The organism is Clostridium sp. (assembly GCF_036660475.1).
Classification (GTDB): domain Bacteria; phylum Bacillota; class Clostridia; order Clostridiales; family Clostridiaceae; genus Clostridium_J.
Map to the genome: position 1 here is coordinate 1 of NZ_JAVXAO010000022.1, position 21,350 is coordinate 21,350.

General features: G+C 30.8%; 19 protein-coding genes and 1 tRNA gene. 19 read left to right on the forward strand and 1 reads right to left on the reverse strand.

Annotation, left to right across the window (positions count from 1 at the left end):
* Positions 1-470 precede the first annotated feature (470 nt).
* The 11 genes from fusA to disA all read left to right on the forward strand — a co-directional run bounded on the left by fusA (position 471) and on the right by disA (position 13,487).
* Complete coding sequence (gene fusA, locus RSA29_RS18020; RefSeq protein ID WP_346944247.1) at positions 471-2,549, forward strand: elongation factor G; 2,079 nt, start codon at positions 471-473, stop codon at positions 2,547-2,549.
* A 213-nt stretch (positions 2,550-2,762) separates the two neighbouring features.
* Positions 2,763-2,999, forward strand: coding sequence for a hypothetical protein (locus RSA29_RS18025; RefSeq protein ID WP_346944248.1), 237 nt, complete (start codon positions 2,763-2,765; stop codon positions 2,997-2,999).
* Complete coding sequence (locus RSA29_RS18030; RefSeq protein ID WP_346944249.1) at positions 2,962-3,147, forward strand: hypothetical protein; 186 nt, start codon at positions 2,962-2,964, stop codon at positions 3,145-3,147. Before RSA29_RS18025 ends, RSA29_RS18030 begins: the two co-directional genes overlap by 38 nt.
* Positions 3,148-3,334: 187 nt before the next feature.
* Positions 3,335-3,973: a histidine phosphatase family protein gene (locus RSA29_RS18035; protein ID WP_346944250.1), complete on the forward strand. Its 639-nt coding sequence runs from the start codon at positions 3,335-3,337 to the stop codon at positions 3,971-3,973.
* 32 nt (positions 3,974-4,005) lie between these two features.
* The gene (locus RSA29_RS18040; protein ID WP_346944251.1) at positions 4,006-4,737 is read left to right on the forward strand and encodes a TraX family protein; all 732 of its coding nucleotides are present in this window, start codon (positions 4,006-4,008) and stop codon (positions 4,735-4,737) included.
* Positions 4,738-4,790: 53 nt separating this feature from the next.
* On the forward strand, positions 4,791-6,041 hold the full coding sequence (locus RSA29_RS18045) for an aminopeptidase P family protein (protein WP_346944252.1): 1,251 nt from the start codon (positions 4,791-4,793) through the stop codon (positions 6,039-6,041).
* 76 nt (positions 6,042-6,117) lie between these two features.
* Entirely contained in the window at positions 6,118-7,860 is a 1,743-nt protein-coding gene (locus RSA29_RS18050; RefSeq protein ID WP_346944253.1) for an ABC transporter ATP-binding protein, read from the forward strand.
* A 129-nt stretch (positions 7,861-7,989) separates the two neighbouring features.
* Positions 7,990-8,217: a hypothetical protein gene (locus RSA29_RS18055; RefSeq protein WP_346934354.1), complete on the forward strand. Its 228-nt coding sequence runs from the start codon at positions 7,990-7,992 to the stop codon at positions 8,215-8,217.
* Between the two features lie 155 nt (positions 8,218-8,372).
* Positions 8,373-10,835, forward strand: a complete 2,463-nt coding sequence (locus RSA29_RS18060) for an ATP-dependent Clp protease ATP-binding subunit (RefSeq protein WP_346944254.1) — start codon at positions 8,373-8,375, stop codon at positions 10,833-10,835.
* A 192-nt stretch (positions 10,836-11,027) separates the two neighbouring features.
* Positions 11,028-12,392 (forward strand): DNA repair protein RadA, encoded by a 1,365-nt coding sequence (gene radA / locus RSA29_RS18065; protein ID WP_346944255.1) that lies wholly within the window; start codon positions 11,028-11,030, stop codon positions 12,390-12,392.
* Positions 12,393-12,422: 30 nt separating this feature from the next.
* On the forward strand, positions 12,423-13,487 hold the full coding sequence (gene disA, locus RSA29_RS18070; RefSeq protein ID WP_346934357.1) for a DNA integrity scanning diadenylate cyclase DisA: 1,065 nt from the start codon (positions 12,423-12,425) through the stop codon (positions 13,485-13,487).
* 31 nt (positions 13,488-13,518) lie between these two features.
* Here disA and RSA29_RS18075 read toward each other — a convergent pair whose 3' ends face one another.
* A complete protein-coding gene (locus RSA29_RS18075; protein ID WP_346934358.1) occupies positions 13,519-13,938 on the reverse strand; it encodes a DUF1573 domain-containing protein in 420 nt (139 codons plus the stop codon).
* Positions 13,939-14,299: 361 nt separating this feature from the next.
* Between RSA29_RS18075 and RSA29_RS18080 the strand changes: the two genes are divergently transcribed.
* The 8 genes from RSA29_RS18080 (at position 14,300) to RSA29_RS18115 (ending at position 21,229) form a co-directional block, all read left to right on the forward strand.
* Positions 14,300-15,394: a PIN/TRAM domain-containing protein gene (locus RSA29_RS18080; protein ID WP_346944256.1), complete on the forward strand. Its 1,095-nt coding sequence runs from the start codon at positions 14,300-14,302 to the stop codon at positions 15,392-15,394.
* 303 nt (positions 15,395-15,697) lie between these two features.
* A complete protein-coding gene (locus tag RSA29_RS18085) occupies positions 15,698-17,410 on the forward strand; it encodes a proline--tRNA ligase (RefSeq protein WP_346944257.1) in 1,713 nt (570 codons plus the stop codon).
* A gap of 178 nt (positions 17,411-17,588) precedes the next feature.
* Entirely contained in the window at positions 17,589-18,017 is a 429-nt protein-coding gene (locus tag RSA29_RS18090; protein WP_346934361.1) for a ribonuclease III domain-containing protein, read from the forward strand.
* Entirely contained in the window at positions 18,004-18,792 is a 789-nt protein-coding gene (gene thyX / locus RSA29_RS18095; protein WP_346934362.1) for an FAD-dependent thymidylate synthase, read from the forward strand. Before RSA29_RS18090 ends, thyX begins: the two co-directional genes overlap by 14 nt.
* A gap of 309 nt (positions 18,793-19,101) precedes the next feature.
* A complete protein-coding gene (rlmB, locus tag RSA29_RS18100; protein WP_346934364.1) occupies positions 19,102-19,827 on the forward strand; it encodes a 23S rRNA (guanosine(2251)-2'-O)-methyltransferase RlmB in 726 nt (241 codons plus the stop codon).
* Positions 19,828-19,845: 18 nt separating this feature from the next.
* Positions 19,846-20,355: an NYN domain-containing protein gene (locus tag RSA29_RS18105; RefSeq protein WP_346944258.1), complete on the forward strand. Its 510-nt coding sequence runs from the start codon at positions 19,846-19,848 to the stop codon at positions 20,353-20,355.
* Positions 20,356-20,422: 67 nt separating this feature from the next.
* Complete coding sequence (gene sigH, locus RSA29_RS18110) at positions 20,423-21,070, forward strand: RNA polymerase sporulation sigma factor SigH (protein ID WP_346934365.1); 648 nt, start codon at positions 20,423-20,425, stop codon at positions 21,068-21,070.
* An 83-nt stretch (positions 21,071-21,153) separates the two neighbouring features.
* Positions 21,154-21,229, forward strand: a tRNA-Thr gene (locus RSA29_RS18115).
* Positions 21,230-21,350 lie beyond the last annotated feature (121 nt).

Consider the following 21,350-nt stretch of genomic DNA (forward strand, 5'->3'; position numbering starts at 1 on the left):
CGGCTGTTAACCGATAGGTTGGAGGTTCGAATCCTCTTCGCGGAGCCATTTAAAATGAATAAAGATACATGGATAATTTTTATAATTATCTTTTTTTATTTTTTGAATAATAATGTATTTAATTATTAATATTTTAAGAAAGATAGTAGCTATGGGGGTTATTATCTTTTTTTTATTAAAGAAATAATAATATTACATTTTTAAAGATTAAAATATTATAAAATGCAAAGTAAATTATTAGAAAATTTAAATAATTATATTAGTCATGTTATAAGATATTTTAATAAGGTTAGAATAATAATTAATTTAACAAATATAAATAAAGAAAGAGTGATATTGAAAAATTAATGTCATGATAACTCGATTAAATATTCTACTTAATAAACATTGGATATTATATAGAATATATTATTTATTTACTACAATTTTATAACAAAATACATCCAAATTAAATTTAGGGGGTAAGCCTTATGAAAGCGTATAAAATCAATAATTTAAGAAATGTTGGGATAATTGGACATAGTGGATCTGGAAAAACAACTTTAATGGAAAGTCTATTATATCATACTAAAGAAATTGATAGAGTTGGGAGAGTTGAAGATGGAACTACCGTAAGTGACTATGACACTGAGGAAAAGAAAAGACAAATATCAATTTCGACAGCTGTAGCCCATTGTGAATGGAAAGATGTAAAAATTAATTTAGTGGATATGCCAGGATATTTCGATTTTGAGGGAGAAATAATAGAAGGGTTAAGTGCCATTGATATGGCAATGATAACGGTGTGTGGGGTAGCTGGAATTGAGGTTGGAACTGAGAAGGCATGGGATTATGCAATTGAACGTAAGTTACCAAGGGCAATTTTTATAAATAAATTAGATCGTGAAAACAGTAGTTTTGAGAAAGTTTTAGACCAGCTTAAAGATAAATTTGGAATGTCCGTAGTTCCAATACAATATCCTATTGGAAAAGAAAATGGATTTAAAGGAATAGTTAATATAATTTCTAATAGGGCTAGAATGTTTAATCCAAAAACCCATGAGATGGAAGAGGCAGAAATTCCAGAGGAATTACAGGATAAAATAGACGCTTGCAAGCAAATGCTTACAGAAGCAATAGCTGAAACTGATGAGGAATTACTAGAGAAATATTTTAATGATGGGGAATTAAGTGCAGAGGATATATATCATGGCTTAATTAAAAGTGCATCTATGGGAGAGATATGCCCTATAATGTGTGGATCATCAATATCAAGCGTAGGAGTTGAAACACTTTTAGAAGATATCGTGGAGTGTTTCCCATCACCAATAGAAACAAATTTATATATGGCTAAGGAACTGAAAAATAGTAAAAATGTAACAATAAGAATAAATGAGCAGGAGCCATTTTCAGCACTAGTATTTAAAACTGTAGTAGATCCTTTCATAGGAAAACTATCTATGTTTAGGGTTATTACTGGTTCGGCAAAATCAGATACTACCATTTATAATTCATCTAAAGAAAAAGATGAAAAGCTTGGAACTCTATATTTTTTAAAAGGGAAGAGGCAGTATCAAACTACAGAGATTAAAGCAGGGGATATAGGAGCTGTAGCAAAATTACAATTTACTAGCACGGGGGATACAATATGCTCAATAACGAACCCTATAGTTTTTGAAAGAATAAATTTTCCAGCGCCGGTATATTCAAGAGCAGTAGTACCAAATGCAAAAGGCGATGAAGATAAAATATCAAATGGGTTTTCGAAATTACTCGAAGAAGACCCTACATTTTCAATTTCACGAGATGTTGAAAATGCAGAGATTGTGATTTCAGGGTTAGGCTCAACACATTTGGAAGTACTAACAAGTAAACTGAAAAATAAATTTGGTGCAGATGTTAATCTTAGAATACCAAAAACTCCATATAGAGAAACTATAAAGAAGATTGCAGATGTACAAGGAAAGCATAAAAAGCAATCTGGTGGACATGGACAGTATGGAGATGTAAAAGTTAGATTTGAACCTCGAAATGACGGTGAGGAAGAATTAGAATTTGTAGATGCAGTAGTTGGCGGGGCAGTTCCAAGGCAATATATTCCAGCAGTAGAAAAAGGACTTAGGGAATGTATCCTTCATGGAGTACTTGTAGGATATCCTGTTATAAGATTAAAGGCAACTCTTCATGATGGATCATTTCATCCCGTAGATTCATCAGAGATGGCATTTAAGATTGCATCATCAATGGCATATAAGAAAGGAATACAGGAGGCTTGCCCAGTGTTATTGGAACCTATTATGTCTGTTGAAATAGAGGTCCCAAATGACTATATGGGTGATGTAATAGCTGATGTGAATAAAAAAAGAGGCAGAATACTTGGAATGGAACCAGGTGTAAAGGGTCAAAAAATTATTGGTGAAGTACCTCAGTCAGAATTGAACAATTACGCTACAGATTTAAGGAGTTTAACTGGTGCAAGAGGCGCATTTAGGGCTAAATTTGAAAGATATGAAGAAGTTCCAAGTGAATTAGTAACTAAAATAATAGATGAAATAAGAAAAGAAGCATAGAAATTAAGGTGTAGTATATATTATTTTAAGAAAATCTTAATTTTGAGAAGTATAAAAATAGAGTATAAACCTGCAAGTGAAAATATTTTTTACTTGCAGGTTTATTTTTGTTAAATAAGGTTATCCTATTATTAAGCTATAAAAAATCAAAACAGCAATTAATGGTAAAAAATAAGATTGAAAATTATGAATAATTAGAGGTGGGGGATTGTTATGTCAGATTATAAGATGAATATATGTGGAAAAATTAGATTGAGTGATTATAGCTCTATTCATGACTATATGGGAGTAATTGGGCCTTCTGATAATTTTCATATTGAAATGAATGATACCACAGAAGAGGATGCTAGGGTGTTATGTAATATTTTAGAAAGCGATAAATTTAATATCTTAGAAAGAGGAGGAATACAAAGTGGAACATACTACATTCAAGCTGAAAGACGAAGATAATAATATAAAATATGAAGGTGCTAAACATAATTTTGAACATGAGAATAATAACTTGATGTTGTTAAATCAGTTGTTTTTTAACACTAAGTCTAACCCAACATGGATTGATATTAATCAATATGAAAGTTATAAAGGATATAGGGATTGATTAAAAAGTGTCAACATTATATTAATATTATCAAACATATGCAATTGTAAAGGAGGTTAGTTACTTGGCAAACTTCTTACATATTGCATATTTTTTAGCTTGTAATGATAGCTAAATATTTGCATATTTATAAAAGTTATATTAAAATTGTGTTGACAGTATTATTAGATTAGGATAGGTGAAAAATATGAAAACAACTGTATATTTGACTCGTCATGGACAAACTGTTTGGAATGTTGAAGGTAGAATGCAGGGATGGAATGATTCTCCGTTAACAGAACTAGGTATTAAACAGGCAGAGTGGCTTAAAGATAGGTTAGAGGGCGTAAAAATAGATCACATATACTCTAGTTCAAGTGGGCGAGCATATGAAACTGCAAAAATAGTTAATAAAGATAGAAATATAAGAATTGTAAACCATGATGGATTGAGAGAAATTCAATTGGGAGAATTTCAAGGATTAACTCAAAATGAGATAAAGGCATTGTCAGATAGTCAATATTTTAATTATTGGAATAGACCTGAACTATATGAACCAATAGGTGAGGGTGAGACTATTAAAGAATTGATTGATAGAGTATATAGAGTTGTTAACGAAATAGTAAGTGAAAATAAAGGCAAAAGCATACTAATAGTTACACATACTATGCCAATAAAAGCATTACTTTGTAAACTTGAGAATATAGATATAAAGGGGTTTTGGGGAGAGCCGTATATTAAGCAAACAAGCCTTACAACAATAGAATTTGATGATGAAGGACATAACATAGTAGAATGTGCAGATACATCACATCATGAGTATCAGGTAAGGGAATTTAATGAATAAAGGGATATTATAATCATTGGGGGGAATGTTTTATGGATGGATTTTCACTTAAGGTATTAGCGTGTATACTTATGCTTATTGACCACATTGGTGCAGTATTTTTTCCGAAGGTTTTATTGATAAGAGTTATAGGCCGGTTATCATTTCCTATATTTGCATTTTTAATTGCTGAAGGATATTTTAGAACTAAAAATTTAAAAAGGTATATATTTAGATTAATAATTTTGGCTATAATATCTCAAATTCCATTTATGTTAGCTTTTGATACTAAGGGATTAAATATATTCTTTACACTTTTCGCAGGAATATTTGCCATGATGGTTTTGGATAAGAAGTTTATTGTAGATTTTGAAATATACAATAAGAAAATATCTAAAAATATTGAGAATGTCTTAAATATTTTATTTAAAATTATACTTATTTCATTGATATTCTATTTAGTAGAAAAACTTAATACTGATTATGCTATTTATGGTGTTTGTATGATTTTATGTTTTAAGATATGGAGAGATAAGTTTATGAAGTTAACTATTGCGCTTATAATTTTAAATGCAATATATGCAATTTCATTATTTAAATACCTTATAACACCATATGGTACTCTAAACATTAGAGTATTTTTACAGGCGACTAGTATATTTAGTTTGTTTTTCATTCATAAATATAATAATATGGAAGGTAAAAAAATTCAGAAATTATTTTATGCATTTTATCCAGTGCATCTAAGTGTACTAATTTTAATTCAGAAATTTTTATGCAATTAATTATGCATATAATTTAGTTTTATATAAATATATTATAAAAAAGGAGAATGATTATGAAAAAGGATTTTTATATTAAGAATAGACAGAGGTTGGCAGAAAAGCTTAGTGATAATTCATTAGCAATTTTCTTTGCGGGACAACCTCCATATAAATCGGCAGATGAGAAATACATATTTACTCCTAATAGGAATTTTTATTATCTTACAGGAATAGATGAAGAAAAAGTAATAATGATGATAGTTAAAGCAAATGGTAAGGTATCAGAATTATTATATATTCAGGAAAGTGATCCAGTTATGGTTAAGTGGGTTGGAGAAACTATAGGCAAAGAGAAAGCAAAGGATATATCAGGTATAACTGATATTAAATATTTGAAGGATTTTGAGAGTGAAGTAGGAAGTTATTTAAATAGACTAAATGTAGAAAATATATATTTAGACTTAGAGAGGCAAGAATTTAATATAGCAGATACAGTATCTGTGAAATTTGCTGAAAATTTAGTTAATAAATATCCATATTTAAGAATGAAAAATATATACCATGATATAGCATTATGCAGAAGTGTAAAAAGTCATGAAGAAGTTGAAGTTATAAGAAAAGCTATCGATATAACCTATGATGGAATAAAGGAAATGTGGAAGAATGTGAAACCAGGGATGGTAGAATATGAGGTGGAAGCTTATTTTAACTTCGTATTAAAAAGAAATGGGGTAAGAGATTTTGCTTTCCCAACAATTGCCGCTGCAGGTAAAAATGCGACTATACTTCATTATGTAAATAATAACACTATAACCAAAGATGGTGAATTAATGCTTTTAGACTTAGGTGCTCAATATGATTATTATAATGCGGACATAAGTAGAACTTTTCCTGTTAATGGGAGGTTTACGGACAGACAGAAGCAGATATATAGTATAGTATTAAAGGCAAATGAAGAAGTTATGAAGGCTGTAAAACCAGGCGTAAGTACTACAGATTTACAAAACATAGCTAAAAAAATACTTGCTGAAGGATGTAAAGAAATAGGATTAATTAAAGAGGATGAAGAACTTAGCAGATATTACTTCCATGGAGTAGCTCATCCATTAGGCCTTGATACTCATGATGTTGGACCAAGAAATGTAATACTTGAACCAGGTATGATTATTACAGATGAACCAGGATTATATATAGAAGAGGAGAATATTGGTATTAGAATAGAGGATGATATTCTTGTAACAGAAGATGGTTATGAAAATCTTTCTTCACATATAATAAAAAGTATAGATGATATAGAGGAATTCATGAATAAAAATAATAAGTAATTTAGTAAGACTTTTCTATTTAATAGAAAGGTCTTGTTTATGAATTGGTATATTAAACAAAAATGGGGGTATGAAAATGATAAAAAGATTTATAACGTACTATAAGCCGCATAAAACACTATTTATTATAGATATGATATGTGCATTTTTAGTTGCAGCAATGGATTTAGTTTTTCCTATGTTCACAAATTATTTATTAAAAGATGCAATTCCAAATAAGAACTTGAGAGTGATAATAATATTTACTTTAGTATTAGCACTATTATACGTAGTTAAACTTATAGCAAATTATATAATAGATTACTGGGGACATGTTATGGGAGTAAGACTTCAGTATGATATGAGGAAGGAAGTATTTGCACATCTTCAAACACTTCCATTTAGTTATTTTGATGACAATAAGACCGGAAATATAATGTCGAGAATAGTTAATGATTTGATGGATATATCAGAGCTTGCTCATCATGGTCCTGAGGATGTATTTATTTCAATAATAATGCTTTTAGGCTCATTTATATTGTTATGCAATATAAATATTAAATTAACATTAATAGTATTTGCGTGTATTCCTATAATTATAGTATTTACAATGACTAAAAGGATAAAGATGTCTAATGCATTTTATGATGTTAGAAAAAAAATTGCATTAGTTAATACCAAACTTGAGAATAGTATATCTGGAATTAGAGTAGCAAAGTCATTTACAAATGAAGAGTTTGAAATGGACAAGTTTGATGAAGGAAATAGCGAATTTAAACGTAGTAGATCATCAGCATATAAATACATGGCAGAATTTATGTCAGGAATGCGATTTTTTGTAGATATGCTAAATGTAGTTGTGTTAGGATTTGGTGGATATTTTGTATACATGGGTCATATTGATGTAATTGATTTAGCTACTTACTTTTTATATGTAGCCTATTTTATGCAACCAATTAGAAGATTAACATCATTTGTAGAACAATATCAGTCAGGTATGTCTGGGTTTAAACGTTTTGTAGAGTTAATGGATACACAATCGGATATAACTGATAGTGATAATGCTAAGGAGATTAAAACTGTAGTAGGGGAAATTGAGTTTAAAAATGCTACATTTAAATATGAAGAGACCACTGATATTATTTCAAATGTAGACTTAAAGATAGAGGCAGGAAAAACCTTAGCACTAGTTGGTCCATCTGGAGGTGGAAAAACAACTATTTGCCATTTAATTCCAAGATTTTATGATTTAAATGAAGGAAAAATTACTATTGATGGAGAAGATATTAAAGGAGTAACATTAAAATCACTAAGAAAAAATATAGGAATAGTTCAACAGGATGTATTTTTATTCACGGGAACCATAGGAGATAATATACTTTATGGTAATCCAGAGTGTGACGATGATCAAATAATCGAAGCGGCCAAGAATGCAAATATCCATGATTTTATTATGACACTTCAAGATGGATATGATACCTATGTAGGAGAAAGAGGTGTTAAGCTATCAGGTGGACAAAAACAAAGAATAGCAATTGCAAGGGTATTTTTAAAGAACCCACCTATATTAATATTAGATGAAGCAACATCAGCGTTAGATAATACATCAGAACTTATTATACAAAAGTCCTTAGAAACATTATCAAAGGGGAGAACAACAATTGTGGTTGCCCATAGATTATCAACTGTAAAAAATGCAGATGAAATTGTTGTAATTACGAATAAAGGTATATTAGAAAGAGGAAATCATAATCAATTGTTAGCTAAGGGAGAAATGTATGCTAAGCTGTATAATTCTCAATTTAATGGATTTATTGATGATAGAGAATTAAACTTCTAAAATAATATGCTAATTATAAATGTATAACAATCCACAGATGAATGTAATGTTACTTACCAAATTTAGACTTAATTTAAATAGAATAATTACTAAATGAGTGTAGCAAACATGTATAGTGGAGGGGAATATATGATTAAAAACAAAGAAAATATAAGTCAGGTATTAAAAAAAATTAAAGGTTTTAGCTATATGAAGGGTGATATAATGGTCGATGTAGCTATGGGTGACAATTCATTTGTAAATATACGATATTATGAGTCAAAATGCATTAAAATAGATTATTACAAAAAGTATGATAATGCAATATCTACATTATACAAGGACCGAAAGTATATAAATAAGGTGCTTTTCCAATAGGAAAAGCACCTTATTTATATTATATGAGAAGTAATATAAAAACCAATATGTATGTTTATAAATATATTAAATAACAAATATGTAAAATATGTTTGTTATTGATTAAAATGGACAAAATATAATCTATAGATAATATATATGGGGGTGGTGGATTAATGTTTAATAAATATAATGAAAGGGCAAAAAAAGTATTAATGTATGCCCATGATAAGGCAATTGAATTTAAACATGGATATGTAGGTACTGAACATGTGCTTTTCGGAATATTATCGGAAGGTGGTACCGCAGCTGAATTATTAGGAACCATGAAAGTGACTAGCTTAGGTATATACAACAAAATAGAAGAAATTATTGGATATGGAAGTAGGGGATTTGCTGCTGAGGAAATACATTTAACTCCTAGGACTAAAAAATTGATAGAAAATAGTTTAGTGGAGGCTACAGCGTTAAATGAAAATTATGTATCTCCGGAGCATATACTTTTAGCTATAATCAAAGGGGAAGAAAGCGTAGCATATGCAATACTTGAAAAAATGGAAATAGATTTTAATTGGTTAATGAAAGAATTATCTGATGGATACATAAATAAAGAAGTATCTAGTGCTGATATATATATATCAGAATCAATTAGAAAAACAGATATAAAACCTGTAGAAAATAAGCAGAGAATAGAGTATAGCACACCTATATTAAATAAGTATGGGAAGGATTTGACCGCATATGCTAAAGTTGGTAAAATAGATCCGGTTATAGGTAGAGAAAGTGATACTAAAAGGGTGTTAGAAATTTTATGTAGAAGGCTTAAAAATAATCCATGCTTAATTGGGGAACCAGGAGTTGGCAAAACTGCAATAGTGGAAGGGCTAGCTCAGAAAATTCAAGAGGGCAATATTCCAGAGAATTTGAGAGATAAAAGACTAATTAGCATAGATATGGTATCCATGGTTGCAGGTGCAAAATATAGGGGCGAATTTGAAGAGAGATTAAAATCTTTAATGGAAGAGGTGCGTAGATGTGATGATGTAATTTTATTCATTGATGAAATTCATACAATTGTAGGGGCTGGAGCTGCTGAAGGTGCAATTGATGCATCTAATATATTGAAACCGGCTCTTGCAAGAGGAGAATTACAATGTATAGGAGCTACAACGATAGGTGAATATCGAAAATACATTGAAAAAGATTCAGCACTTGAAAGGAGATTTCAACCAATAATAGTTGAAGAACCTTCAAAAGATGACGCGATTACTATACTTAAGGGAATAAAAAATAAGTATGAAGAACACCATATGGTTACAATTACAGATGAGGCTATATTGGCAGCAGTGAATTTATCAGATAGATATTTATCAGATAGGTATCTACCAGACAAAGCAATAGATTTAATTGATGAAGCAAGTGCTAAAGTCAGAATTGGAGGAATTTCATCTAGGAATGATATAAATAGTTATGAGTATAAAGCTGTGTTAAGTCACAAAAATCAGTGTGAAGTTATTAGCAGTGAGAATATTATTAGGGGTAGTAATGGAATAGAAGAGTATAAATCAAAAAAAAGAAAATTAGTAGAAAGTGAAGAGGTTGTAAAGTTAATTGTAGATGAATCTGAAGTTGCAAAAGTTTTGGCTTCTTGGACGAAAATACCGGTGGAGCGATTGACAGAAAGTGAAACTGAAAAACTTCTAAATCTTGAAAATATACTTAAAGGTAGGGTTGTAGGACAAGAGGAAGCTATAAGTTCTATCTCGAAATCAGTTAGGAGAGCAAGGGTTGGATTAAGAGATCCAAAGAGACCTATAGGAAGCTTCATATTTTTAGGTCCTACAGGTGTGGGTAAGACTGAATTATCAAAGGCTTTAGCTGAAGCTATATTTGATGATGAGAGATCAATCATCAGAATAGATATGACTGAATATATGGAAAAACATTCAGTATCAAAGCTCATAGGAGCACCACCAGGGTATGTAGGTTTTGAAGATGGAGGGCAATTGACAGAACAAGTTAGACGCAAACCATATTCTGTTATTTTATTCGATGAAATTGAAAAGGCACATGCAGACACATTTAATATATTGCTTCAAATATTAGAAGATGGTAGGCTTACAGACTCTAAAGGTAGATTGGTAGATTTTAGAAGTACTATTATTATTATGACTTCTAATGCAGGGACAGATATGATTAAGAAGCAAAAAAATATTGGATTTAAAATGAAAACTAATAATGATATTGAAGAGAATGAATACGAAAGAATGAAGTGTGGAATACTTGAAGATATAAAGAATATATTTAAACCCGAATTACTTAATAGGATTGATGACATAATTGTGTTTCATACATTATCAGAACAAAATATGATTAAAATTGTTGATTTAATGGTAAGTGATCTTTGTTATAGAGCTAAGAAAAATGATATTAGAATAACGTTTACAGAAGAGGCGAAAAAGTTCATTAGCAAGCATGGTGAAGAGAATTCATATGGAGCTAGACCGCTAAGGAGAGCTATAACAAAAATGATTGAGGATAAGCTATCGGATGAAATTTTAAATGGGAACTTAAAAAAAATGGATTCTATAAAAGTTACATTGGAAGATGAGGAGTTAAAGTTTATTAAATCTAGTTAATAACTTCGTTGTCATTGCAAGAAAATAGGTATATAATTAATTTAATATTGACTTTTTAAAATCTTAAACCACTTAAAATAAGTGGTTTTTTATTGTATAGAAACTTCTAGTTAATGTAAGGATATAAACGTAAGGATAAATAAAATAAATGAAAACATATAATTAAGAAAAATATAGGAATGTAGGTGCAATATGGCGAAAATAAAGAAAATATATGTATGTAATGAATGTGGATATGAAGCACCAAAGTGGTATGGTAAATGTCCAGGATGTGAAAAATGGAACACTATGACTGAAGAGATTAAAAATGAGGTTGTAAATAATTTCAATAGAGCAGTGACATTATCTTCAGGAAATAAACCTAAGAGTATCATGGATGTTAAATCAAGTGAATATGAAAGATTAGACACAGGTATAGGAGAATTAAATCGTGTCATAGGTGGGGGATTAGTGAAAGGATCTTTGACATTAATTTCGGGAGATCCAGGTATAGGTAAATCTACAATACTACTTCAAAGTGCTAGTAATATTTCAAATAAATATGGAAAGGTATTGTATGTATCAGGAGAGGAGTCAGAAGAACAAATAAAAATGAGAGCTGAAAGATTGAAGGCTACATGTAAGGATTTGTACATCGTTTCAGAAACCAACATAGATACAATTGAGGAACATATATTGGATATGGAGCCTATTTTTATAATAATAGATTCAATACAAACGTTATATAAATCTACTATATCTTCTGCACCGGGAAGTGTATCACAGGTTAGGGAGTGTACTAATGATTTAATGAGAATTGGTAAAACTAAAAATATACCTTTATTTATAGTTGCGCATGTAACTAAGCAAGGTGAACTTGCTGGGCCTAGAGTCCTCGAACATATGGTAGATACAGTGCTTTATTTTGAAGGAGAAAGAACACAAGAATTTAGGATAATTAGAACAATTAAAAATCGTTTTGGAACTACTAGCGAAATTGGAGTTTTTGAAATGAGAGAAAGTGGTCTTGAAGAAGTAACAGATGCATCATCAGTATTTTTACAAGAAAAATCTATACAGCAAGAGGGGTCGGTAGTCATTGGAATATTAGAAGGAACAAGACCCATTCTTGTAGAAATACAAGCTTTAGCCAGTGAAACAAAGGCTATTATGCCTAGAAGGACAGCTGTTGGAGTAGATAACCAAAGATTAAGTTTAATACTGGCTGTACTCGAAAAAAAATTAAAAGTACCATTTTATAATTGTGATGTATATGTAAATGTAGTAGGCGGACTTAATATTGATGGTACATATGGAGATTTAGGAATAGTATTAGCGTTGATATCAAGCATTAAGAGCAAAGAAATAAAATTAGAAAATCTTTTAGTTATAGGGGAAGTTGGATTAACTGGAGAAGTTAGACCGATAGCCCATGCAGAAAAGATAATAAATGAAGCTATAAAAATGGGCTTTACGAATATAATATTACCGAATAAAAACAAGGTTAAGATAACGAATAAATCAGTAAATTTAATTGGGGTAACAACGGTTAAAGAAGCAGTAATGAAAATTTTTTAATATAGATGTAAGCTTAAGTGGAGGATAGATATGAGAGAAGAAGAACAAAAGGAACTTATGGGAATCTTAAGAATAATGTCACCAGGTACGCAACTGCGAGAGGGATTGGACAATATTTTAAGAGCAAAGACTGGTGGATTAATAGTGTTAAGTGATAGTGATGCTATATTAGATATGGTAGATGGTGGATTTGCAATAAAATCCGAATATACACCTGCATATATATATGAACTTGCAAAGATGGATGGAGCTATAGTTATAAGTAGTGATTTTAAAAAGATACTATATGCAAATACTCAGCTTATGCCGAATTCATCAATTACTACCCAGGAGACGGGTACTAGACATAGAACTGCGCAGAGGGTTGCAAAACAAACGGATGATACTGTAGTAGCGATATCTCAAAGAAGAAATATAATTACCATTTACAAAGGAGATATAAAATATGTTTTAAGGGAAAGTGGAGAGGTATTAGCAAAGGCAAATCAGGCCGTTCAAACTCTTGAGAAATATCAAATAGTACTTGAAAGGGTTATGAGTAATTTAAACTTACTAGAATTACAGTATTTATCTACATTATTAGATGCGGTTACATCGATTCAGAGAAATGAAATGGTAATGAGGATAGTATGTGAGATAGAAACATACATATGTGAACTTGGTAATGAGGGTAGACTTATATCAATGCAACTTGGAGAATTAATAAAAGGTGTTGAACAGGATGGGAAATTGCTAATAAGGGATTATTGTAATGATATTAATAAGTATGAGGAAGTTTATAAAAATATCGAAAAATTATCTTCATTAGAATTATTAGATCTCGATGTAATTGCTAAAGTATTAGGTTATACCGGAGTTCCGTTAGTAGACAATTTAATATCAACGAGGGGATATAGAATTCTTAATAAGATTCCGAGATTACCAACATCTATAATAGAAAATTTAATAAAACATTTTGGGGAACTTCAAGGTGTTATGGAGGCTTCTTATGATGAATTGGATTTGGTAGATGGTATAGGTGAGGCACGGGCTAAAACTATAAAAAATGGATTGAGACGATTAAAAGAACAATTTATTTTAGATAAACAAATATAGCACAAATAAATTAAATTTGTGCTATAGCTGATTATCTTAAATTAAGTTTATTGAAAGTTTTTATATTTTTATATTCTGTTAGAAGTATATCATACAGATTTAAGTCTAAACTATTACATAGGGAAGTAACATAAAATAAGTTATTACCAATCTCACGCTCAATTATTTTACGACAACCCTCGCAAATACAACCTTCTAGATGTGAATTAAGAGGTATGTCTAAATCATCTAGATTTAAATCATCTAAACTTTCATCATTTAGAGAATAATTTATGCCTTGTTTCTCAGCATTAATTTTAACACACCCACAGCTAGTAACAGCTTTAACAACGGATCTGTTAACTCTACTTTGGGACTCTTGTAATTTACTTAAGATGTCAAGTATACTTTTATGTCTTAAAAGACAACTATCTACAGAATTTTGAAATTCATCAAATATTAGATCCTTCATAATATTTACTCCTTCTAAACAAAGTTACTTACTGGGAATATCCTTAAATATATAATATATCAATATCATCATTATTCATAGGGGGTAATTTCATAGTTGGAAATATATTTTAACTATAAACGGATGAGTGAGCAGTGAGAAAAACTAAATTATATATTAAACCTTGACTAATATAGTGTATGTCAATAATAAATGGGGGTTCTATTTGTTAAATTTATATACAGTTAATCAAATTTTAGTTAATATTCAAATAATCCATTGAAATGAAATGAATGATAATATATATTTAGTTTAGTGGGATATTATGTAGTTAAATTGTAAATAATTACAATGATAATATAAAATAGAAGGGGGTGCTAGAATGTTAAAGAAGATATTAAGATATTTATTTACCTTAATAGGAGGAATTTTAGGATATGTTTTAGGAGGTTGGGTAATTTCAAATGAACTTTTATCTAGATTTGGTATAAATACATCTACAGTTATTTCGGTTATATTTATAGTGCTATGCATAATATTGATTGGACTCATATTTTATTTCATATCACCATTTTTAAATGGTGGGATTATAAGAAGTATGGAATATCTAGAAAAATCAGCGCAAAAAATACCTATAATAGACATTGCATTTGCAGGTGGGGGAGCACTGATTGGCCTTATTATATCAGTATTAATATCCGCTCTAATCAGAGTTGAATCAGTTATATTTACTGTAATATCTGTTATTGTTACAGTGATAATTACTGTGTTATTTGCAAATATATGCGTAAGGAAAAAAGATGAAATTATACATGTAATTACTAGTTTGAAAAAACCAACAAGTGGTAAAGAAAGTAAGGCAAAAGCTATGGGTGAAAAATCTTATCCTAAGATATTAGATACATCGGTAATAATTGATGGAAGGATATTTGATATATGCCAAAGTGGGTTTGTTGAGAGTACATTAGTTATTCCAACATTTGTATTAGATGAGCTTAGACACATTGCGGATTCTTCAGATTCATTAAAAAGGACAAAGGGAAGACGTGGATTAGATATACTTAACAAGATACAAAAGGAGTTAAGTATAAAGGTAGACATATGGGATGGTGATTTCAAAGACACTAAAGAGGTGGATATTAAACTTCTTAAACTTACAAAGTTGTTAAATGGAAAAGTTATTACAAATGATTATAACTTAAACAAGGTTGCAGAATTACAAGGTGTACCAGTACTAAATATTAATGAATTAGCTAATGCTGTGAAACCGGTATTATTACCTGGAGAAGTTATGAGGACACTGGTAATTAAAGATGGTAAAGAGTCAGGGCAAGGCGTTGCATATCTAGACGATGGGACTATGATTGTAATAGAAGAAGGTAGGAAATATATAGGTGAAACTATTGTGGTAGTAGTTACATCTGTACTCCAAACAGCAGCTGGGAGAATGATATTTGCTAAACCTAAAACGGATTAAATAAGAATATATATAATAAATTATAAAAGTTAATATATAAATGCAATGATGAAGAATAGTAAAAACATACTTACAGAGAGAAAATTCTAAGGCTGAAAGATTTTCATAAGTTTTGAACCAGCTTCTGAGCAGTAGCTTAGCTATCGGTGAAAGTCGTTATTAAATTGAGTAAAACTTTAGGTGGTACCGCGATAGAATTCGCCCTAATTAGGGCGGGTTCTATTTTTTTTGAAGCTTATGTTTTGAAAAAAACATAAATATATATTAAACAATATTAAAAAAAATTTATGAGGTGAAGTAGATATGAAATTATCAAATATGTTAATTAGTACATTAAGAGAAGTTCCAGGAGAAGCGGAAATAAAAAGTCATCAACTTATGATTAGGTCAGGAATGATAAGAAAATCCGCTACTGGAGTTTATACATTTATGCCAAGTGGGGTTAGAGTATTAAGAAATGTGGAGAAGATAGTAAGAGAAGAGATGGACGATGCAGGTGCACAAGAATTTTTGGCTTCTGCGTTAATTCCGGCAAGTTTTTGGCAAGAATCAGGAAGATGGGATGCGTTTGGACCGGAAATGTTTAGGTTAAAAGATAGAAATGGAAGAGATTTCTGTCTAGGGCCAACGCATGAGGAAATATTTACAGACCTTGCAAGAAGTGAGATAAAATCATATAAACAATTACCTTTAAATCTTTATCAAGTACAAACAAAGTATAGAGACGAAAGAAGACCAAGATTTGGTGTTATGAGATCCAGAGAGTTTATAATGAAAGATGCATATAGTTTTGATAAAGATAATGAAGGGTTGGATATATCTTATTTGAAAATGTATGAGGCATACAACAAAATATTTACTAGATGTGATTTGGAATTTAGTGCAGTGGAGGCAGATTCTGGAGCTATGGGTGGAAGCGGTTCAGCGGAATTCATGGTTAGGTCTGATATAGGAGAAGATGAAATAGCATTTTGTACAAAATGTACGTATGCAGCTAATGGTGAGAAGGCTACAGCTAAGTTGGAGAAAGTAATTTTTGAAGAAGAGAAAAAATTAAGTAAAATCGAAACTCCAGATATTAGAACAATAGATGAGTTAGTTGCTTTTTTTGAAACTAGCAAGAAGAAATTTGCAAAGACTCTTATATATAAAATAGATGATAAAATTGTAGCAGTAATGATAAGAGGAGATAGAGTACTGAATGAAACTAAAGTTGTAAATGCAGTTGGAGGGGCTATGGAAATGAATTTAGCTCAGGAAGCTGAAGTTTTAAAGGCTACATCAGCGGAAATTGGATTTGCTGGACCTATAGGATTAAAAGTAGATTCACTATTAGTTGATGAAGAAGTAGCATCTATGAAAAATTTTATAGTTGGGGCGAATGATACAGGATATCATTATTGCAATGTGAATTATGGAAAAGACTTTAGTGGTGTAGTAGGGGATTATAGAAGTGTTGTAGAAGGGGATATGTGTCCTAAATGTAGTAGTGAAATAACTATAAAAAGAGGTGTAGAAGTTGGACATATATTTAAACTAGGGACTAAGTATTCAGAGTCTATGGGAGCGAACTATTTAGATGAAAATGGGAAAGAAAAACCATTAGTAATGGGGTGTTATGGTATTGGAATTAACAGAACTGTTGCAGCTATAATTGAACAGCATAATGATGAAAATGGTATTATATGGCCATTGGAAATTGCTCCTTATAAGGTGATAGTAATACCTGCAAATGCAAAGAATATTGAGCAGATGGAATATGCAGAAAAGATATATAATGAATTAAAAGCTATAGGGGTAGATGTACTTTTAGATGACCGTAATGAAAGGGTAGGAGTTAAGTTTAAGGATTCAGACTTAATGGGAATACCAATAAGAGTAACTGTTGGTAAAAAAATAATGGAGAATATAGTTGAGTTTAAACTGAGACAATACAAAGATGTGGAAGAAATTAGTTCAAAAGATGTAGTAATGAGAGTTAAAGAAGAATTTCTAAAGAGTAATCTAAAATTTTAGTATACACTGTTGCTTGGGATAATTAGAATAGCATTAAATTTGATTAGTATAATGTAAAATTATAGGATATAATTGCAGTATAATATTGTTATATTAAATTTTGCTATGAAATAAGATGAATATATTCTATAATTATATGTAACTAGAAAGAAAGAACTATATTTCTGAGGAGAAGTTTATGGAATTTGATTTATTAAAAGAAAGATTTAACTGTAATCAGGCGAGTTTATTAAATCCACTTACACTTGCTTTTATAGGAGATGCAGTTTATGAAGTTTTCATTAGAACTTATTTAATTTCTGAAAACAAAAATGATAAGGTACAGCAATTACACTTAAAAACTGTAGGATATGTTAAAGCAAAAGCACAGAGTAATTTTGCAAAAATAGTTCTAGACATCCTTGAAGATGATGAGTTATCAGTGTTTAAAAGAGGAAGAAACTCTAAGTCTAGTACTCCTAAAAATGCTGATGTAGCAGAGTATAGATGGGCTACAGGGTTTGAAGCCGTAATAGGATATTTATATATGGCAGGAAAAAATGAAAGATTAAATTACCTGCTTAATAAAATTATTGAAATGGGTGATGATATTAATGTTAAAGGTTAAACTTTTAGAATTTACTCCAAATCCTGAAGTGGTAGTAGCGTCAGCAGCTAAGCTTTGTTATAGCGCTGTTGGAATAGATGAAATTGGTGAAGGATTAACAGAAGAAGGTACTAGCAAGTTTATAAAGATGCTATCTAGTTATGGGCATTATTCACCAATGGAGCATGTAAGCTTTACATTTGCCATAGAAGGTGTGTCAAGAAGCTTAACACATCAACTGGTTAGGCATAGGGTAGCATCTTATTCGCAGCAGAGCCAAAGGTATGTTAGATTAGGTGCTTTTGAGTATGTAATTCCACCATCAATAGAAAACAATGAAGAATGTAAGACTATATTTGAAAATGCTATGAAAAAGGATCAAGAAGATTATGATAAAATCGTAGATATTCTAAAAGCATCCATTATAAAAAAACAAATAGAAAAGCATGAAACTAGTGGTGAAGAAATTACTGAAAAACAGTTGAAAGCATTAAATTCTAAAGCTGAAAAAGAAGCTATTGAAGATGCAAGATATGTATTTCCTAATGCATGTACGACTAAAATTATAGCAACTATGAATGCTAGAGAACTAATGCATTTCTTTAGTCATAGATGCTGTAGCAGGGCACAATGGGAAATAAGAGAGTTGGCAGATTGTATGATAAGAGAGGTAAGCAAGGTAGCGCCGAATATATTCGCTGGGTGTGGACCTAGTTGTGTTAAAGGAAATTGCTCAGAAGGTTCTATGACTTGTGGCAAAGCGGCAGAGGTTAGAGTAAAATATAAGAGCATGTAATTAAAAAATGAAGTGAATTAAAAAATTAGGTTATAGGAGAGATAAACGATGAAAGATAAAAGAAGCGGTAATAAAAATAGCTCAATTAGTAAAGATAGTCCAAGAGGAAAACGTGTTGGAAAGAACAGAAGAGATAATAATTTAATGAGAGATGAAGATGGTAAGGTTATTGTAAGAAGAGACAATCCATTTTCAAAAGAAGTTAAAATGGATAAAACTAGTGTAAGAAGAGAACATCCATCACGTAGACGTGAAAATACGCCTGAGGTAGCAAAAACAGAAGAAATTAATGTGAATTCGAGAGAAGATATGATTGAAGGCAGAAATGCAGTTATTGAAGCCTTGAAATCAGGTAGAACCATAGAATACATAATGATAGCTCAAGGAGATACAAAGGGGTCAATCAGTGTGGTTACTGCATTAGCTAAAGAAAATTCTGTTGTAGTTAAGTATGTTGATAGAGCAAAATTAGATGGAATGACTGAAACTGGTGCACATCAAGGCGTAATTGCTATAGTAACACCGTATAACTATTTCACTGTAGAAGAAATACTTATGAGTGCAAAGGAAAAAGGCGAAGATCCATTAATACTTGTATTGGATGAAATTGAAGATCCGCATAACTTCGGATCAATAATAAGGATAGCGGAAGTTTGTGGAGTTCATGGGATAATAATACCTAAGAGAAAAAATGTAGGAGTTACTGCCACGGTATATAAAACTTCAGCAGGAGCTACAGAGCATATAAAAATCTCGAAAGTTACAAACATAAATGTTGCAATAGATAAGTTAAAGGAATCAGGCATATGGGTGTATGGAGCAGATATGCAAGGCGAGAAGTATTGCTATGATGCAGATCTTAGAGGACCAGTTGCACTGGTTATAGGTAGTGAGGGAAGAGGAATTTCAAAACTTACCAAATCAAAATGCGATGTACTGGTAAAAATACCAATGGTTGGTAAAGTTAATTCTCTTAATGCATCTGTTGCTTGTGGGATGATAACATATGAAATATTGAAACAAAGACTAGTGTAGTATAAATGGGGTATAGAGTTGAAACAGATTTTTGTGGATGGATACAATGTAATTAGTAGCTGGCCTGAGCTAAAGAATATAAAGGAATATAGCTATGAAAGTGCAAGGAGTAAACTTATAGATTTACTCCTCAACTATTCTGCATTTATGGGGTGTAAAATAATACTGGTATTTGATGCACATATGGTAAAGGGAAGTATTGAAAAAAAAGAAAAGATGGGGAATTTAATTGTAGTATTTACAAAGTATGAAGAAACAGCAGATAGTTACATAGAGAGAATAGTAAATAACATTGGAAGGAAATCAGAGATTTATGTGGTTACATCTGATGCTCTAGAGCAGCAACTGATCTTTCAACGAGGCGCAAATCGGGTATCGTCGTTGGAGTTCCACAATTGGATTGATTCTGAAAAAAAAAAGATATCAAAACAATGTGAAAACAAAAACATCTCTAATAAAAACTTATTTGCAGAATCTATAGATAGTGTGAGTGCGGAAAAACTAGAAAAGATAAGGCGAAGTAGATAATATGTCTTGACTATACAATTTTTTTTGAGGTATAATTCTAATTAGGGTCATTTAAGCTTTGGAGGGGATATTATTGGGGAAGATTAGTGGCAATAATGAATTAAACTCCATATTTACAGGAAAAAAAGATGAAGAAATAGTAGCTATGGTTAAATTAGGTGATGATAGAGCATTGGAGTATCTCTTATGCAAGTATCAGAATTTTGTAAAAGCTAAAGCTAAGTCATACTTTTTGATTGGTGCTGACAAGGAAGACATATATCAAGAAGGCATGATTGGTCTGTTTAAAGCGATAAGGGATTTCAAGGATAATAAGTTGGCATCTTTTAAGGTTTTTGCAGAACTATGCATAACAAGACAAATAATAACAGCAGTTAAAACTGCAACTAGACAAAAACATATTCCACTAAATACTTACATATCACTAAATAAGCCAATATATGACGAGGAATCGGATAGGACGCTACTGGATATAATATCTGGTATAAAAGTATCGGATCCAGAAGAATTAATAATCAACAAAGAAGAAATGGCTAATATAGAAAGCAAGATGGAAGAAGTTTTATCTAGATTAGAAATGGAAGTTTTAAATTCTTATCTTGATGGTAAGTCTTATCAAGAAATTGCAAGTGATTTGGATAGGCAGGCAAAGTCTATTGACAATGCTCTCCAACGGGTTAAGCGCAAACTTGAAAAGTGTTTGGAACAAAGGTGAAACCGTGTTGACAAATTAATAAAACTACGTTATAATAAGAAACTGATAAAAACATTTTATAATTATTATATTTTGTATTGAATGCTCATATAGCTCAGTAGGTAGAGCGTCACCTTGGTAAGGTGGAGGTCACCGGTTCAATCCCGGTTATGAGCTCCAATTATTTTGCAACACACGTGGATAAGTTTACATTAAACAATTGAAAATAAAAATGTTTTCTAATTAAGGAGGAATAAGAAATGGCAAAAAGTAAATTCGAAAGAAATAAACCGCACGTTAA

Excerpts from the sequence above, each read along its gene's own strand:
- RSA29_RS18060 (WP_346944254.1), top strand. The coding sequence starts at position 8,373 with ATGTTTAATAAATATAATGAAAGGGCAAAAAAAGTATTAATGTATGCC.
- RSA29_RS18025 (WP_346944248.1), top strand. The coding sequence starts at position 2,763 with ATGTCAGATTATAAGATGAATATATGTGGAAAAATTAGATTGAGTGAT.
- RSA29_RS18090 (WP_346934361.1), top strand. The coding sequence starts at position 17,589 with ATGGAATTTGATTTATTAAAAGAAAGATTTAACTGTAATCAGGCGAGT.
- RSA29_RS18080 (WP_346944256.1), top strand. The coding sequence starts at position 14,300 with ATGTTAAAGAAGATATTAAGATATTTATTTACCTTAATAGGAGGAATT.
- RSA29_RS18085 (WP_346944257.1), top strand. The coding sequence starts at position 15,698 with ATGAAATTATCAAATATGTTAATTAGTACATTAAGAGAAGTTCCAGGA.
- rlmB (WP_346934364.1), top strand. The coding sequence starts at position 19,102 with ATGATTGAAGGCAGAAATGCAGTTATTGAAGCCTTGAAATCAGGTAGA.
- RSA29_RS18055 (WP_346934354.1), top strand. The coding sequence starts at position 7,990 with ATGATTAAAAACAAAGAAAATATAAGTCAGGTATTAAAAAAAATTAAA.
- RSA29_RS18075 (WP_346934358.1), bottom strand. The coding sequence starts at position 13,938 with ATGAAGGATCTAATATTTGATGAATTTCAAAATTCTGTAGATAGTTGT.
- radA (WP_346944255.1), top strand. The coding sequence starts at position 11,028 with ATGGCGAAAATAAAGAAAATATATGTATGTAATGAATGTGGATATGAA.
- RSA29_RS18045 (WP_346944252.1), top strand. The coding sequence starts at position 4,791 with ATGAAAAAGGATTTTTATATTAAGAATAGACAGAGGTTGGCAGAAAAG.
- RSA29_RS18040 (WP_346944251.1), top strand. The coding sequence starts at position 4,006 with ATGGATGGATTTTCACTTAAGGTATTAGCGTGTATACTTATGCTTATT.
- fusA (WP_346944247.1), top strand. The coding sequence starts at position 471 with ATGAAAGCGTATAAAATCAATAATTTAAGAAATGTTGGGATAATTGGA.
- thyX (WP_346934362.1), top strand. The coding sequence starts at position 18,004 with ATGTTAAAGGTTAAACTTTTAGAATTTACTCCAAATCCTGAAGTGGTA.
- disA (WP_346934357.1), top strand. The coding sequence starts at position 12,423 with ATGAGAGAAGAAGAACAAAAGGAACTTATGGGAATCTTAAGAATAATG.
- RSA29_RS18050 (WP_346944253.1), top strand. The coding sequence starts at position 6,118 with ATGATAAAAAGATTTATAACGTACTATAAGCCGCATAAAACACTATTT.
- RSA29_RS18035 (WP_346944250.1), top strand. The coding sequence starts at position 3,335 with ATGAAAACAACTGTATATTTGACTCGTCATGGACAAACTGTTTGGAAT.